The organism is Streptomyces hyaluromycini, assembly GCF_002217755.1.
Classification (GTDB): domain Bacteria; phylum Actinomycetota; class Actinomycetes; order Streptomycetales; family Streptomycetaceae; genus Streptomyces; species Streptomyces hyaluromycini.
In genome coordinates, this window is sequence record NZ_BCFL01000028.1 from 294,100 (window position 1) to 308,701 (window position 14,602).

Below are 14,602 nucleotides of genomic sequence, written 5' to 3' on the forward strand. Positions count from 1 at the left end.
CAGCACGCTTTCAAGAAATTACAGCCCGGGGATGAGGGAGATGAGCAGGTCGATGATCTTGATGCCAATGAAGGGGGCGATCAGACCGCCGAGGCCGTAGATCCCGAGGTTGCGGCGGAGCATCTTGTCGGCGCTGACCGGCCGGTACTGCACGCCCTTCAGGGAGAGCGGCACCAGCGCGATGATGATCAGCGCGTTGAAGACGACCGCGGACAGGATCGCGGAGCTGGGCGAGGACAGGTGCATGATGTTGAGCTTGTCCAGGCCCGGGTAGACCACGGCGAACATGGCCGGGATGATCGCGAAGTACTTCGCGACGTCGTTGGCGATGGAGAACGTGGTCAGCGCACCGCGGGTGATGAGGAGCTGCTTGCCGATCTCGACGATCTCGATGAGCTTGGTCGGGTTGGAGTCGAGGTCGACCATGTTGCCGGCCTCCTTGGCGGCCGACGTACCCGTGTTCATCGCCACGCCGACGTCGGCCTGCGCGAGCGCCGGCGCGTCGTTGGTGCCGTCACCGGTCATCGCGACCAGCTTGCCGCCGGCCTGCTCGCGCTTGATGAGCGCCATCTTGTCCTCGGGGGTCGCCTCGGCGAGGAAGTCGTCGACGCCCGCCTCCTCGGCGATCGCCTTGGCGGTCAGCGGGTTGTCACCCGTGATCATGACGGTCTTGATGCCCATCCGGCGCAGTTCCTCGAACCGCTCGCGCATACCCTCCTTGACGACGTCCTTGAGGTGGATGACACCCAGGATCCGGGCGCCCTCGGCGTCCTCGACCGCGACGAGGAGCGGGGTGCCACCGGCCTCCGAGATGACGCTGGCGAGGGTGTCCGCGTCCTCGGCGACGGTGCCGCCCTGCTCGCGGACCCAGGCGATGACCGAACCGGCCGCGCCCTTGCGGATCCTGCGTCCGTCGACGTCCACGCCCGACATCCGGGTCTGGGCGGTGAAGGCGATCCAGTCGGCGTGCGCCAGCTCGCCCTGGTGCCGCTCGCGCAGCCCGTACTTCTCCTTGGCAAGGACGACGATGGAGCGGCCCTCGGGGGTCTCGTCGGCCAGCGAGGACAACTGGGCCGCGTCGGCCACCTCGGCCTCGGTGACCCCGCGCACCGGCACGAACTCGGAGGCCTGGCGGTTGCCGAGGGTGATGGTGCCGGTCTTGTCCAGCAGCAGGGTGGAGACGTCACCGGCGGCCTCGACCGCACGGCCCGACATGGCCAGGACGTTGCGCTGGACCAGCCGGTCCATGCCCGCGATACCGATCGCGGAGAGCAGCGCGCCGATCGTCGTCGGGATCAGACAGACGAGGAGGGCGACCAGCACGACCATCGTGAGGTGGGTGCCCGCGTAGTCCGCGAACGGCGGCAGGGTGGCGACGGCCAGCAGGAAGACGATCGTCAGCGAGGCGAGCAGGATGTTCAGCGCGATCTCGTTCGGCGTCTTCTGCCGGGCCGCGCCCTCGACGAGGCTGATCATCCGGTCGATGAAGGTCTCGCCCGGCTTCGTCGTGATCTTGATGACGATCCGGTCGGACAGCACCTTCGTACCGCCCGTGACGGCGCTGCGGTCACCGCCGGACTCACGGATGACCGGGGCCGACTCACCGGTGATCGCCGACTCGTCGACCGAGGCGACACCCTCGATGACATCACCGTCACCGGGGATGATGTCGCCGGCCTCGCAGACGACGAGGTCACCGATCTTCAGCTCGGTGCCGGGCACCTGCTCCTCGGTGTCACCCACCAGGCGCCGGGCGACGGTGTCGGTCTTGGCCTTGCGCAGGGTGTCCGCCTGGGCCTTGCCGCGGCCCTCGGCGACCGCCTCCGCGAGGTTGGCGAAGATCACGGTCAGCCACAGCCAGGCGCTGATGGTCCAGCCGAACCAGTCGCCCGGGTCCTTGAAGGAGAAGACCGTGGTCAGGATCGAGCCGACCCACACCACGAACATCACGGGCGACTTGACCATCACCCGCGGGTCGAGCTTGCGGCAGGCCTCGGGGAGGGACCTGATCAGCTGCTTGGGGTCGAACAGGCCCGCGCCGACGCGGCCTTCGGCGGGCTTGTGCCCGGTCGGCGCGTCCTGGTGGGGCGCAAGGGTGGGTGTGGACATGGTGTCCTCGTGGGCTTCCGTTCGGGTGGTCACGACGCCAGCCCCTCGGCCAGCGGGCCCAGCGCCAGGGCCGGGAAGTAGGTCAGACCGGTGATGATGATGATCGCGCCCACCAGCAGGCCGGTGAACAGCGGCTTCTCGGTGCGCAGGGTGCCGGCCGTGGCCGGGACGGGCTTCTGCTCGGCGAGCGAGCCGGCCAGCGCCAGCACGAACACCATGGGCAGGAAGCGGCCGAACAGCATCGCGAGCCCGGTCATGGTGTTGTACCAGTCGGTGTTCGCGTTCAGGCCTGCGAAGGCCGAGCCGTTGTTGTTGGCCGCCGAGGTGAAGGCGTACAGCACCTCGGAGAAGCCGTGCGCGCCCGGGTTGAGCATGGAGTGCGGCGGGGTCGGCAGGGCCATGGAGGCCGCGGCGAACACGAGCGCCAGCGCCGGGGTGATCAGGATGTAGATCGCCGACAGCTTGATCTCACGCGCGCCGATCTTCTTGCCCAGGTACTCGGGCGTACGGCCGACCATCAGACCGGCGATGAACACCGCGATGATCGCCATGATCAGGATGCCGTAGAGACCGGAGCCGGTACCGCCGGGGGCGATCTCGCCCAGCATCATGCTGAGCAGGGTGATGCCGCCGCCGAGGCCGGTGAAGGAGGAATGGAAGGAGTTCACCGCGCCGGTCGAGGTGAGCGTGGTCGACACCGCGAAGATCGACGAGCCGCCGACCCCGAAGCGGACCTCCTTGCCCTCGTAGGCACCGCCCGCGAGCTGGAGCGCCGGCCCGTGGTGGGCGAACTCGGTCCACATCATCAGTGCGGTGAAGCCGAGCCAGATGGTGCCCATGGTGGCGAGGATCGCGTAACCCTGCCGGACCGAGCCGACCATGACACCGAAGGTGCGGGTCAGCGCGAACGGGATCAGCAGGATCAGGAAGATCTCGAAGAGGTTGGTGAAGGGCGTCGGGTTCTCGAAGGGGTGGGCGGAGTTGGCGTTGAAGTAGCCGCCGCCGTTGGTGCCCAGCTCCTTGATGGCCTCCTGGGAGGCGACCGCGCCGCCGTTCCACTGCTGCGAGCCACCCATGAACTGGCCGACCTCGTGGATACCTGAGAAGTTCTGGATGGCACCGCAGGCGACCAGGATCACCGCCGCGATCGCGGCGAACGGCACCAGGATGCGGACGGTGCCGCGCACCAGGTCGGCCCAGAAGTTGCCGATCTCACCGGTGCGGGAGCGCGCGAACCCGCGCACCAGAGCCACCGCGACCGCGATACCGACGGCGGCGGAGACGAAGTTCTGCACGGCCAGACCGGCGGTCTGCACGACGTGCCCCATGGTCTGCTCGCCGTAGTACGACTGCCAGTTCGTGTTGGTCACGAAGGAGACGGCCGTGTTGAACGACTGCGCCGGGTTGACCGAGGAGAAGCCGAGCGAGCCGGGCAGGATGCCCTGGATCCGCTGCAGCACGTAGAGGAAGAGGACGCCGACGAGGGAGAAGGCGAGGACTCCGCGCAGATAGGCGGGCCAGCGCATCTCGGTGTCGGGGTTGGCGCCGATGCCCTTGTAGATCCACTTCTCGACCCGCCAGTGCTTGTCGGAGGAGTAGACCCTGGCCATGTGGTTGCCGAAGGGGATGTAGCAGAGCGCCAGCGCGCCTATGAGCGCGACGAGCTGGAGCACGGCGGCGGTTTCGGGACCCATGTGTGTCTCAGAACCTCTCCGGGAAGATCAGGGCGAGGACGAGATAGCCCAGCAGGGCGACGGCCACGACGAGGCCGACGATGTTCTCGGCGGTCACAGCTTGGTCACCCCCTTGGCGACGAGGGCCACCAGCGCGAAACCCGCGAGCACGGTGACGACGAAGGCCAGATCGGCCATCGTGAACTCCTGGATGAGGTTCGGGCACGGACTTGGACTGTTAGAGGAAAGCGTCTTTCTGGCCGGATTCAGCTGCCGTTGACGGGTCCCTTACGGCGGCGTTCACGCCTTTGACGGGACTCTTACGCGGCCACGGCCAACCCGCGACCGGAGGCCGCCGTTCGGCGGCCGAACCCGCCTGAACTGGGGGAACGCCAGCCGCAGGCACATCAGACGGGTCAGCACAGGCGGAACCGCAGCCGGCAGATCACCGCGTCGGTCTCCCGCCGCACGGCGTGCGCGACGACGGCACCGCGCTGGTTCTGCAGGAGCCGCTGCCAGAGCCGCTCGGGCTCGGCCTCCGGGATCAGCACGGTCACCTGGGTGGCCGGCTCGGCGGCGGCCACCTCGCGGACGTACGCGGCGATGGGCCGGCCAAGGGTGCGCCGCTCACAGCTCAGCCGCACCAGCGGCACCCCGGGGTCCCACTCGGCCCAGGCCCGCTCCAGGGCGTGCAGCTGGGCCCGGTCCTCGGGGGCGGGGTGGCAGACGGTGACGGCACGTACCTCGTCGCCGAGGGAGGCGGCCGCGGAGAGCGCCGCGGAGGTGAGCCGGGACAGGGACGACACCGGCACGATCACGACCGACCGCTCCCGGTGCGGCGGCTCCGGGATCCGCCCGAGCCCGAGCCGCTCCCCGATCCGCCCGTAGGCACGGTGCACGGCGACGAAGGCGGCGACGAGCAACGGCAGCATGACCACGACGAGCCAGGCGCCCTCGGTGAACTTACTGATGGTCACGACGACGGTCGCGACCCCGGTCAGGACCGCCCCGAACCCGTTGAGCAGTGCCTTCCCCCGCCAGCCGGGCCCCCGCTCCAGCAGCCAGTGCCGCACCATCCCCACCTGGGCCACGGTGAACCCGACGAAGACCCCGATGGCGAACATCGGCACCAGGGTGTTGGTGTCGCCGCCGGAGAACACCAGCAGCGCGGCCGAGACGACGGCCAGGGCGAGCACACCGTGCCGGTGCACCTGCCGGTCGGCCTTGAGCGCGAAGACATGCGGCAGGTAGTTGTCCCGGGCGAGCAGCTTGAGCAGCACCGGCAGCCCGCCGAACGACGTGTTGGCGGACAACGCCAGCAGGATCATCGTGGCGAACTGGATGACGTAGAAGCCCCAGTTGTGGCCGAGGGAGGCGTCGGCGAGCTGGGCGAGGACGGTCACGCCCGCCACGGGCTGGAGGTGGAACCGGGAGATCAGCACCGAGAGCCCGATCAGCATCGCGCCCAGCACCGCCCCCAGGACGACCTCGGCGTGCTGGGCCCGCTTCGCGCGGGGCACCCGGAAGGAGGGCACGGCGTTGGCGATGGCCTCCACACCGGTGAGGGCGGCACAACCGGAGGCGAAGGCTTTCAGCAGGAGCAGGGCGCCCACGCTGGAGGCGTTGTCGGCGAGCACGGAGGCATGTCCGGCGGCGGTGGCCGTGCTGGCCGGCGAGGACCGGAAGAGCCCCACGACGATCAGCACGAAGATCGACCCCACGAACACGACCGTCGGCACGATGAACGCCTTCGCCGACTCCACGATGCCGCGCAGGTTCACGGCCGTGATCAGCACCAGCACGGCCAGGCACAGCGACAGCCGGTGCGGGTACAGCGCCGGGAAGGCCGAGGTGAGGGCGGCGACACCGGCGGTGACGGCGACGGCGACGTTGAGCACGTAGTCGAGCACCAGGGAGGCGGCGGCCACCAGGCTGGTCCGGGCGCCGAGGTGGGTCCGGGCCACCGCATAGGACCCGCCCCCGTCCGGGAAGGCCGCGATGACCTGCCGGTACGAGGCGACGAGCACCGCAAGGAGGGCCGCGATGGCGAGGGTGACGGGCAGCGTGTAGCCGAGCCCGTGCGCTCCGGCGGCGGCCAGCACGAGCACGATGGCCTCCGGTCCGTACGCCACCGACGCCATCGCGTCCAGCGACAGCGCGGCGAGGCCGGTGACGGCGGTGAGGCGATACCGTTCCCCGGTATCGGGCGGCTCCTCGCCGGCGGGCACTGCGCCCGGTTCGGCGGTCAGTACGGACATGGGCGGGTGCTCCTTAACGAACGGGACATACGTTTCGCGCACGGAGACACCGCGCGCGATGCGATTAGGTTCTGTCCCGCCCCGACCAGGTCCGACAATCCCTTGCGCGTTCTTCGCGCGGGAGGGTTCGACTTTGATGACTTCTTGACGTGAGTGACTACGGCGCCCCGTAAGGGGCGCGGGGCTGTATCGGTTTGCGGCTACCGCCGCGTGGGCGCGCTCAACCCCCACCGGCCCGCACGGACCCACAACCGTCAGAGTCCCGTCAAAGACCCGCAGCTCCTCCTGACGCCGTCGCCCGCGACTCCCTACCTTCACCCCATGCAGCACTCCGAGGACCACCGCTGGTCCAAAGACGTCTACGCATCGGCCCGTTGCGCAGGCGCCCTCCTCGCCCTGCTCCTCCTGATCGACTGCGGATCGGGCACGCTCACCTGGTGGCGCGGCACCCTCTGGACCGCCCTAGGGCCTGTCTGACAATTCCCGTCTGCCTCGCGACGCCATGCACGCACTCTCGCCGCACCGGGCGCAGACCCAAGTACGTCCAGTACGAGGGCCTACGCCCGGCACGCCGAGAACACGCACCTGACGCCGCGAGGCCGCCCTCCGGGCGACGACGGGAATTGTCAGACAGGCCCTAGCCCTGCTCCTCTTCGGCCTCGTCTGCCCCGCCAGGGTCCGCGCCGGCGACGGCTGGCTCACCTCACGCAGGCTGCTGCGCACCCGCAGGGTCCGCACCGACCTCCTGGTCTCCGTCCGCCGCCTCGACGGCATGTCCCCCCGGCTGCTGCTCCGCGACGCCTTCGGCGACCGGCTGGAGATCGACCCCCAGGTCTTCGTCGCGAACCCCGACCTCTGGCTGCGCGTGGACCAAGGCGCACGCAAGGCCGCCACGGCCGGCACCCTCACGTGCGGCTCGACGGCGCTCAGCCGCCTCGGCGAACAGGTCGAGCGCGAGAACGCGTTGGGCGTCTTCAAGGCCTCGGGCCTGGAGTAGCCCCGCTCCCCCGCCGCCCCCGTCTCACCCTCTCCGCACCCCAGTCATCAGCACATCGAGCCCCCGCCGGGTGGTGGCCATCACCACCCGGTCCCCCGCCGCCAGCACCCGCCCCTGCGCCGGCCGCCAGTCGAAGGCCGGCTGTCCCGGGGCGGCCCCGCCGACCGGTCCCACCGCCAGCACCCGCCACTCCCGCCGCCGGAACGCCTGGTGCACCGAGCGCCCCTCCAGCTCCGGATGCCCGGCCACGTCCACGCAGGTGAACAGCAGCGACCCCCGCTCCACCGGCATCACCCCCAGCACATGGCGCCCCATCATGGCCGCCGCGAACGACGGCGCGGCCAGCGCGGAAACGCTTCTGCTCCGGGTGAGCGCGTCCGGGTAGGACGCCCGCAGCGTGCGCTGGACGGTCGCGGCGAAGGCGTCGTCGTACAGCCGGGTGACCACCCGTACCTCGGGGTTGGCCTCCCGGACGGCCATGACGATGTCGAGGTTCTGGCCGTCGTCGCGGGTGAGGACGAGCAGGGAGCGGCACTGCCGGACCCGGGCGAGTTCGAGGACGCCGGGGGCGGTCGCGTCCTCCAGGACCAGCGGGACACCGAGTTCCCGGGCGAGCGCGACACCCCTGGCGCGCGGGTCCCGCTCGATGGCCACGACCTGGTGGCCGGTGGTGCGCAGCCGGTCCAGCACCCGGGTGCCGACCATCCCGAGGCCGACCAGCACGATGTGACCGGTGACGTCGTCGTCGGGCGGATGGTTCACGGAGGCGGTGCGGAACGCCTCGGTGGCGTTCATGGTCGCCGCGACCACGAGCGGCAGCACGGCGAGCCCGACGAAGCCGGCGAGGAGCTGGAGTATGCGGCGGGCGGGCGACTCCTCGGTCGCCGGATCCCCCATCGTGAAGATGTCCAGCAGGGGCAGATAGAAGTTCTTCCACCAGGGGTGCTCGTCCGCGAAGAGCGCGGTGGCGGTGGACAGGGCGATCACCACGGCGGCCAACGAGCCGTAGACGGCGGCCAGTTGCCGGGAGCGGAAGACCCGCCACGGCAGATGGGCGAACCGGGCCCGCAGCCAGCGCACCGGCCGGAACCGCCAGGCGCGGCGGGCCGGTTCGCCCGTGTCGAGGTGGACGACCTCCTCCAGCGTCAGCCGCCCGTGCGTGAACTGCCGGTGGTACGCGGTCCGGTCGTCCGGCAGCAGCTGGGTGCCGTCCTCGCCGGCCGTCTCGGCGCTGTCCTGGCTGGCCGGGTCGTCCTCGTGGGCTCCGGAGAGCACGGCCAGGGTGGCGAGGTCGGTGACGTGCGTCGGGGTGCCCGCGGGCCGTACGACGCCACGGAAGACCTTCCCCTCTACCTCCAGGGTGTGGCCGTGGCCCACGGCGGCCGCCGCGACCAGCTCCGGTACGGCGGTGTCGGCGTCGGAGAGCACGGTGGTGGAGGTGTCCGGCGCCGGGGCGTCGCACAGGCCCGCCGCCCGGTCGAGGAGCCGTTCCAGATGGCTGCCGCGCTCCCGGTCAAACATCCGCACGACCAGCCGCACGGAGGGGTTGACCGCGCGGGCGAGCAGGGCCGCGGTGACGTTGACCTGGTCGTCGCGGTAGATCAGGGCGAGCGCGGCGGCGCGTTCGACACCGGCCGCGCGCAGGGTGGCCTCGTCCGGGCGGGCCGAGATGTGCAGGTGGACGGCGGACGCCGGGTCGCGGTGCAGGGCGGCGACCCGGGCGCCGTGCTCGTCGTCGGCGGCCGGCAGGACCACGGTGACGACCTCGCCGCACACGGCGTCCAGTTCGACGGCGAGCCGGTGCGCGAGACCGTCGTCGCCGCAGATCACCATGTGCCCGGTTCTCTCTCCGGATGTCGCTGGTACGAGCAGAGTTGACGTCACATCAGCCAGAACGGCACGGGCGGCGCGCCTGGTTCCGGCCAGGCCGTGACCTCCGCCCAAGAGTTCGTCAAGAGCATGCCAACAATGTCGGTTCGGAGGGTCCTGGGCCCGGCCCTCCCCCCTCTGGTCAGCCCGCGCCCACCGGCCCCGCCGTGTCCAGCGCGGCCCCGGTCTGGTCGGCCAGCGTCACCGCGACCAGCCGGGCCTGAAGCGGAGGCACCGGCCCGGGTCCCGGGGTGAGCATGAACCGGCCGAGGTAGTGCCCGTTGCCGTACGCGCGCAGTTCGGTCTCGCCCTCCGGCCAGCCGCTCCGCTCCAGGTCCCAGGCCCGGCGCCCGACGGTGATCCCGCCGTCCTTGCCCAGCCGGGCCGGCTGTCCCAGCAGGGTGCCGTACTCGAAACGGCAGCCGGACAGGCCGAGCAGCGCGGTCAGCTCGCCGCGGACGTGGTCGACGACGGTGTCGGCGGACGTGGCGGACCGGACCAGGTCGGCGGTGGTGTGGATCCGGGCGAGGTAGCCCTCGTCGGTCACCGTGATGACCTCCAGCTTGCGGGCGTGGGCCGCGAGCCGGGCCACGATCAGGCCGACGACGAGCAGCAGGACGGCCGTCTCGATGTCGGCGCCGGCGCTGATGTCGAAGGTCCCGTACGGCCGGGTCAGGAAGAAGTCGAACCAGGCCGCCGCAGAAAGCGCCGCCACCGCTCCGGCGAGTCGGCTGCCCAGCGCGGCCACCGCGACGACCACCACGACGAGGATCAGCGCCGCGTTGGTGTGGGACAGGTCGGTGCGGAAGGGGACCAGAACGAGGGTGACCAGGAAGGGGGCGACGAGACCTGCGGCGAGGGCGGCCCGGTCCCGGGCCGGCAGGGCCGCGACGGGCCGTCCGAAGCTCGCTCCAAAGCCGGCGTGCGTGCTGCTCATGGTGCACCTCCTACGCGCTGCGGCGTCCGGAAGGGTTGGGTCCGGTCGGCCAGGGGCAGCGAGACGACCATGGTCAGTCCGCCGCCCGGGGTGTCCTCGGGGGTCAGGGTGCCGTCCATCGCCTCGGTGAGCCCCCGGGCGAGGGCGAGTCCGAGGCCGAGGCCGGTGGTGTTGTCGGTGTCGCCGAGCCGCTGGAAGGGCTCGAAGAGGCGGTCGCGGCCGTTGGCCGGCAGGCCGGGGCCCCGGTCGATGATCCGGAGTTCGGCCCGCCCCGCCAGCGCGCTCGCCGTCACCAGCACCCGCTTGCCGGGCGGGCTGTAGCGGGCCGCGTTGCCGACCAGGTTGGCGATCACGCGCTCCAGCAACGGCGGGTCGGCCAGCAGCGGAGGCATGTTCTCCAGCTCGCCGTGCACCTCGACCGCCGGAGTGTCCGCCAGGGCCGTCGGGAGCACCTCCTCCAGTGCGGTGGCCCGCAGGTTCAGCGTGAGGACGCTGGCCTCCAGGCGGCTGAGGTCGAGGAGGTTGTCGACGAGGCGGCTGAGCCGGGCCATGGACTCCTCGGCGGTGGCGAGGAGTTCGTCGCGGTCCTCCGGGGTGAACTCCACCTCCCGGCTGCGCAGCGAGGTGACCGCCGCCCAGCCGGCCGCGAGCGGGGTGCGCAGGTCGTGGCCGACGGCCCGCAGCAGCGCGGTGCGCATCCGGTCGGCGGCGCGTACGGGTTCGACCTCGGCGGCGACCTGGGCGAGCCGGGCCCGTTCGACCGCCGAGCCGACGTGCGCGGCGAAGGCGGCGAGCACCCGCCGCTCGGACGAGGAGGGCGTACGGCCGCGCAGGACCAGGTAGTTGCCGGGGCCCGCGGGTACGGCGGTGGCGTCGGCTCCGTCCGGCGGTTCGTCGACGAGTTCGGCGGAGTCCATGCCGAAGGTCTCGCGGGTGCGTTCCAGCAGCGCCGGGATGGTCTGGCCGCCGCGCACGATGCTGCCGGCCAGCGACGACATCGTCTCCGCCTCCGCGGTGGCCCGGGCCGCGCGTCTGGACAGCCGCAGCGAGCGGTCGACGACCGCGGCGACGGTGGCGGCCACGACCGCGAACACCCCCAGTGCCAGCAGGGCGTTGGGGTCGTCCAGGGTGAACCGGCCGATGGGCGGGATGAACCAGTAGTTGAGCAGCAGGGACGCGGTGACGGAGGCGATCACGGCGGAGGTCACCCCGCCTATGCAGGCCACGCCGACCACCGCGAGCAGGAAGAGCAGGGCCTCGCTCGTGAGGTTGACGGTGCCGCGCACCTGGGCGAGGGCGACGGTCAGCAGCACGGGCAGGACGAGCCCCGCGACCGGTCCGGCGATGAGCCTGCGGGTGGACAGGGTGCGGCGGCGGGAGGGCAGCAGGGTGCCGCGGCCGGCCCGCTCGTGGGTCACCCGGTGGACGTCGATGTCGCCGGAGAGCGCGGTGACCGTCTCCCCCGTGCCGGGTCCGGTGAGGAAGCGTTCCAGGCGGCCCCGGCGGCTGGTGCCGAGGACCAGCTGGGTGGCGTTCTCGGCACGCGCGAAGTCCACCAGGGCGGTGGCCACGTCGTCGCCGACCACGGAGTGGTAGCTGCCGCCGAGGTCCTCGACCAGCCGGCGCTGCCGGGCCAGCGAGGCGTGCGAGACTCCGGCGGCCAGGCCGTCGCTGCGGGCCACGTGCACGGCGAGCAGGTCGCCGCCCGCCGACCGGTCGGCGATGCGCGCGGCCCGTCGTACCAGCGTGTCGCCCTCCGGGCCGCCGGTCAGCGCGACCACCACCCGCTCGCGGGTCTCCCACACCCCGCCGATGGCGTGCTCGGCGCGGTACGACTGGAGCGCCTCGTCGACCCGGTCGGCGACCCAGAGCAGGGCCAGCTGGCGCAGGGCGGTGAGGTTGCCGGGGCGGAAGTAGTTGGCGAGGGCCGCGTCGACCTTCTCGGGGGCGTAGATGTTGCCGTGCGCCATGCGGCGGCGCAGGCCCCCGGGCGGGATGTCGACGAACTCGATCTGTTCCGCCTTGCGGACCACGTCGTCGGGCACCGTCTCGTGCTGCGGCACCCCGGTGATCTTCTCGACGACGTCTTTGAGTGATTCGAGGTGCTGGATGTTGACGGCGGTGATCACGTCTATGCCCGCCGCTAGCAGGTCCTCTACGTCCTGCCAGCGTTTGGGGTGCCGGCCGCCGCCCGGGATGTTGGTGTGCGCGAACTCGTCGACGATCGCCACCTTGGGGCGACGCGCCAGCACGGCCGCGACGTCCATCTCCTCGAACTCGCCGCCCCGGTAGTCGCAGCGGTGCCACGACCTCCAGGCCGTCGATCATGGACTCGGTCCAGGGGCGCCCGTGGCACTCCACGTACCCCACCGCCACGTCCGCGCCCCGGGACGCGCGGCGCTGAGCCTCGTCGAGCATGCGGTAGGTCTTGCCGACCCCTGGGGCGGCCCCGAGGTAGACCTTCAGTCGTCCGCGCGGTACCTCGTTCATCACCTCAAAGAGAAGCGCGCCGGAAGGCCCGGGGAGCGGCGTCTTGACGTGTCTCTGGCGCCGCTGACGAGGACGTTGACACTGTCTTGACGGCCCTTGGCCGGATAGGGTGAAGGCGGTGTGCCGGGAAGTCTGGTCGGCCGGGAGTCACGGTGGCTCCTGTCGGGCCCGTCCCTGGAGACAGGCCCTGGGCCCCAGGGGGACGGCATGCGCGGCGTGGGTACGGTTCTCGCACTCGTGGTACTGGCCACGGTGGTGGCGACCTTCGCCCGCCGATGGCGGATTCCCGCCCCCTCCCTCCTCGTGGTCGCGGGCCTCGCCGTGGCCCTGCTGCCGGGCACCCCGACGATCCGGGTCAGCCCGGAGGTCATCGGTCTGGTCGTCCTCCCGCCGCTCCTCTACGCCAGCGCGGAAGAGCTCTCCTGGCGCGAGCTGCGGGCGGTGTGGAAGCCGGTCGGCGTGCTCGCGGTCGGTCTGGTGCTGGCCTCGGCGGCGGCCGTGGGTGCCGTCGCCTCGATGGTCACCCCGCTGTCCTGGCAGATGGCACTGGTGCTGGGCGCGATCCTGGCCAGCACCGACCCGGTCGCGGTGACCGCGCTCGGCCGCCGGCTCGCCCTGCCGCCGAAGGTGCAGATGCTGGTCCAGGCGGAGAGCCTCTTCAACGACGCGACCTCGCTGGTCCTCTACCGGGTCGCGGTGAGCGTCGCGGTGGCCTCGGCGGCGGCGAACTGGGGGGCGGCGGGCGGTGAGTTCCTGCTGCTGGCGGGCGGCGGCACGCTGATCGGCGCGCTGGTCGCCGGCGTCGTCGTGGTGATCAGGCGGCGCACCGAGGACCCGGTCCTGGAGACGGTGATCTCCCTGGTCACACCGTACGCGGCGTACGTCCTCGCAGAGGCCGCCCATACCTCCGGGGTCACCTCGGTGGTCGTGGCGGGCGTGGTCCTGGGCGGCCGCGGCGACCGGCTCACCAACGCCCGCATAAGGCTCCAGCTGCACGCCGTCTACGGCACGGTGGTCTTCCTGCTGGAGAGCGTGGTCTTCAGCCTGATAGGGCTCGCGCTGCCCGCCCAGGTGCGGGCGCTGTCCGACGGTGACCGGGCGTGGCCGCTGTACGCACTGGCGGTGGCCGGCACGCTGATCGCGGTGCGGCTGCTGTGGCTGGCTCCGCTGTCGGCGGTGGTGCAGCGCAAGGGCGGCATACAGCGGCCGAACTGGCGGCTGCCGGTGGTGCTGACCTGGGCCGGCACCCGGGGTGTGGTGCCGCTGGCGGCGGCGCTGTCGATCCCGGTGACGGCGAAGGACGGCTCGGCGCTGACCGAGCGCCCGCTGGTCCTGGTCCTGACCACCTCGGTGGTCGTGGTCACCCTGGTCGTGCAGGGTTTCTCGCTGGCCTCGGTGGTGCGCCGCTCGGGCATCGCCCTGGAGCCCGACCACACCGAGCGCGAGGAGGCCGCCGCCCGCTGCCGGCTGGCCGACGCGGGCATCCGGCGGCTGGAGGAGCTGTCCGAGCTGGAGGCCGTGCCGGACGTGGTCCTCGACCGGCTGCGGCGCGGCCTCAACGCCCGCCTCGACGACGCCCGCGACCGGCTGACCGACAGCACCGTCGAGTCGGCCGACCTGGTCTACCGGCAGCTGCGCCGCGACCTGATAGCGGTGGAGGCGGCGGAGCTGCGCCGCCTGTACGACGAGCACACGATCAGCGACACGACCCGACGGCGGCTCCAGCGGTCGCTGGACCTTGAGGAGGCGCGGCTGGCGGACGCCTGACGGCGTTCAGCGGAACTCGGCCGGCCGGGGCCGCAGCCCGAGTCCGGTCAGCCCTACCGCCGGCAGCAACAGCGCGCACGCCCAGGGCAGTTGACCGGTGATCCCGGCCCGGCCCGGCCCGCCCCGCCGCCACCGGGGCGTCGAAGTGGGCCAGGTTGAGGCCGGCCGCGCTGGTGGTGCGGGGGGCGTCGCGGTCGGCCACGTCGTCCCAGGTGCCGTTCGCGGCAAGGCCGGCGACGAGAAGCAGGATCCCCAGGGCGACGGCGAGCAGGACCGTGGCCGCGCGCAGAAGGCGCAGCCGAGCCGGAACGGTCGCCCGGAGACGGCGGCGCAGAGCGGCCCGCGCGGCCACGATCCGCCGCCCCCGGGCGCCTTGTCCGCGGCCCCGGGGCGGGTACGGGCGGCGGGACCACCGTGGCCTGCCGGGGCTCTTCCACAGCCTCCCCCGGGAGGTCTGTGTACTGCGCCGGCCGTGATGGTCACGGTCCCCTTCCGTCCGAGG

General features: G+C 72.0%; 9 protein-coding genes and 1 pseudogene. 3 read left to right on the forward strand and 7 right to left on the reverse strand.

All coding sequences use genetic code 11. From position 1 onward, the window contains the following. Window positions 1-18 precede the first annotated feature (18 nt). From kdpB to SSP29_RS38865, 4 genes are all read right to left on the reverse strand, one after another. Window positions 19-2,109, reverse strand: a complete 2,091-nt coding sequence (gene kdpB, locus SSP29_RS38850) for a potassium-transporting ATPase subunit KdpB (protein WP_089105672.1) — start codon at window positions 2,107-2,109, stop codon at window positions 19-21. A 29-nt stretch (window positions 2,110-2,138) separates the two neighbouring features. Further along, window positions 2,139-3,803: a potassium-transporting ATPase subunit KdpA gene (gene kdpA, locus SSP29_RS38855; protein ID WP_089105623.1), complete on the reverse strand. Its 1,665-nt coding sequence runs from the start codon at window positions 3,801-3,803 to the stop codon at window positions 2,139-2,141. Window positions 3,804-3,810: 7 nt separating this feature from the next. Next, window positions 3,811-3,900, reverse strand: coding sequence for a K(+)-transporting ATPase subunit F (gene kdpF, locus SSP29_RS57145; protein ID WP_016434100.1), 90 nt, complete (start codon window positions 3,898-3,900; stop codon window positions 3,811-3,813). Between the two features lie 298 nt (window positions 3,901-4,198). Continuing rightward, on the reverse strand, window positions 4,199-6,040 hold the full coding sequence (locus SSP29_RS38865; RefSeq protein ID WP_089105624.1) for an APC family permease: 1,842 nt from the start codon (window positions 6,038-6,040) through the stop codon (window positions 4,199-4,201). Window positions 6,041-6,361: 321 nt separating this feature from the next. On the opposite strand from SSP29_RS38865, the gene SSP29_RS58830 reads away from it, so the two are divergent. Both SSP29_RS58830 and SSP29_RS52395 read left to right on the forward strand, forming a co-directional pair. Continuing rightward, the gene (locus SSP29_RS58830; protein WP_167450102.1) at window positions 6,362-6,517 is read left to right on the forward strand and encodes a hypothetical protein; all 156 of its coding nucleotides are present in this window, start codon (window positions 6,362-6,364) and stop codon (window positions 6,515-6,517) included. Window positions 6,518-6,812: 295 nt separating this feature from the next. Further along, window positions 6,813-7,037, forward strand: a complete 225-nt coding sequence (locus SSP29_RS52395; protein ID WP_089105625.1) for a hypothetical protein — start codon at window positions 6,813-6,815, stop codon at window positions 7,035-7,037. A gap of 24 nt (window positions 7,038-7,061) precedes the next feature. Here the strand turns inward: SSP29_RS52395 and SSP29_RS38875 are convergent, their stop codons facing one another. From SSP29_RS38875 to SSP29_RS38885, 3 genes and pseudogenes are all read right to left on the reverse strand, one after another. Further along, window positions 7,062-8,870, reverse strand: a complete 1,809-nt coding sequence (locus tag SSP29_RS38875) for an NAD-binding protein (RefSeq protein ID WP_089105626.1) — start codon at window positions 8,868-8,870, stop codon at window positions 7,062-7,064. 178 nt (window positions 8,871-9,048) lie between these two features. Then, window positions 9,049-9,843 carry a DUF4118 domain-containing protein gene (locus SSP29_RS38880; protein WP_089105627.1) on the reverse strand — a complete coding sequence of 265 codons (795 nt, stop codon included), beginning with the start codon at window positions 9,841-9,843 and terminating at the stop codon, window positions 9,049-9,051. After that, window positions 9,840-12,333: pseudogene (locus SSP29_RS38885) on the reverse strand (ATP-binding protein). The gene SSP29_RS38880 and the pseudogene SSP29_RS38885 overlap by 4 nt, the downstream one beginning before the upstream one ends. 207 nt (window positions 12,334-12,540) lie before the next feature. On the opposite strand from SSP29_RS38885, the gene SSP29_RS38890 reads away from it, so the two are divergent. Then, window positions 12,541-14,100, forward strand: coding sequence for a Na+/H+ antiporter (locus SSP29_RS38890; RefSeq protein ID WP_089105628.1), 1,560 nt, complete (start codon window positions 12,541-12,543; stop codon window positions 14,098-14,100). Window positions 14,101-14,602: the final 502 nt, after the last annotated feature.

Excerpts from the sequence above, each read along its gene's own strand:
- kdpB (WP_089105672.1), bottom strand. The coding sequence starts at position 2,109 with ATGTCCACACCCACCCTTGCGCCCCACCAGGACGCGCCGACCGGGCAC.
- SSP29_RS38875 (WP_089105626.1), bottom strand. The coding sequence starts at position 8,870 with ATGGTGATCTGCGGCGACGACGGTCTCGCGCACCGGCTCGCCGTCGAA.
- SSP29_RS58830 (WP_167450102.1), top strand. The coding sequence starts at position 6,362 with ATGCAGCACTCCGAGGACCACCGCTGGTCCAAAGACGTCTACGCATCG.
- SSP29_RS52395 (WP_089105625.1), top strand. The coding sequence starts at position 6,813 with ATGTCCCCCCGGCTGCTGCTCCGCGACGCCTTCGGCGACCGGCTGGAG.
- SSP29_RS38890 (WP_089105628.1), top strand. The coding sequence starts at position 12,541 with ATGCGCGGCGTGGGTACGGTTCTCGCACTCGTGGTACTGGCCACGGTG.
- SSP29_RS38865 (WP_089105624.1), bottom strand. The coding sequence starts at position 6,040 with ATGTCCGTACTGACCGCCGAACCGGGCGCAGTGCCCGCCGGCGAGGAG.
- SSP29_RS38880 (WP_089105627.1), bottom strand. The coding sequence starts at position 9,843 with ATGAGCAGCACGCACGCCGGCTTTGGAGCGAGCTTCGGACGGCCCGTC.
- kdpA (WP_089105623.1), bottom strand. The coding sequence starts at position 3,803 with ATGGGTCCCGAAACCGCCGCCGTGCTCCAGCTCGTCGCGCTCATAGGC.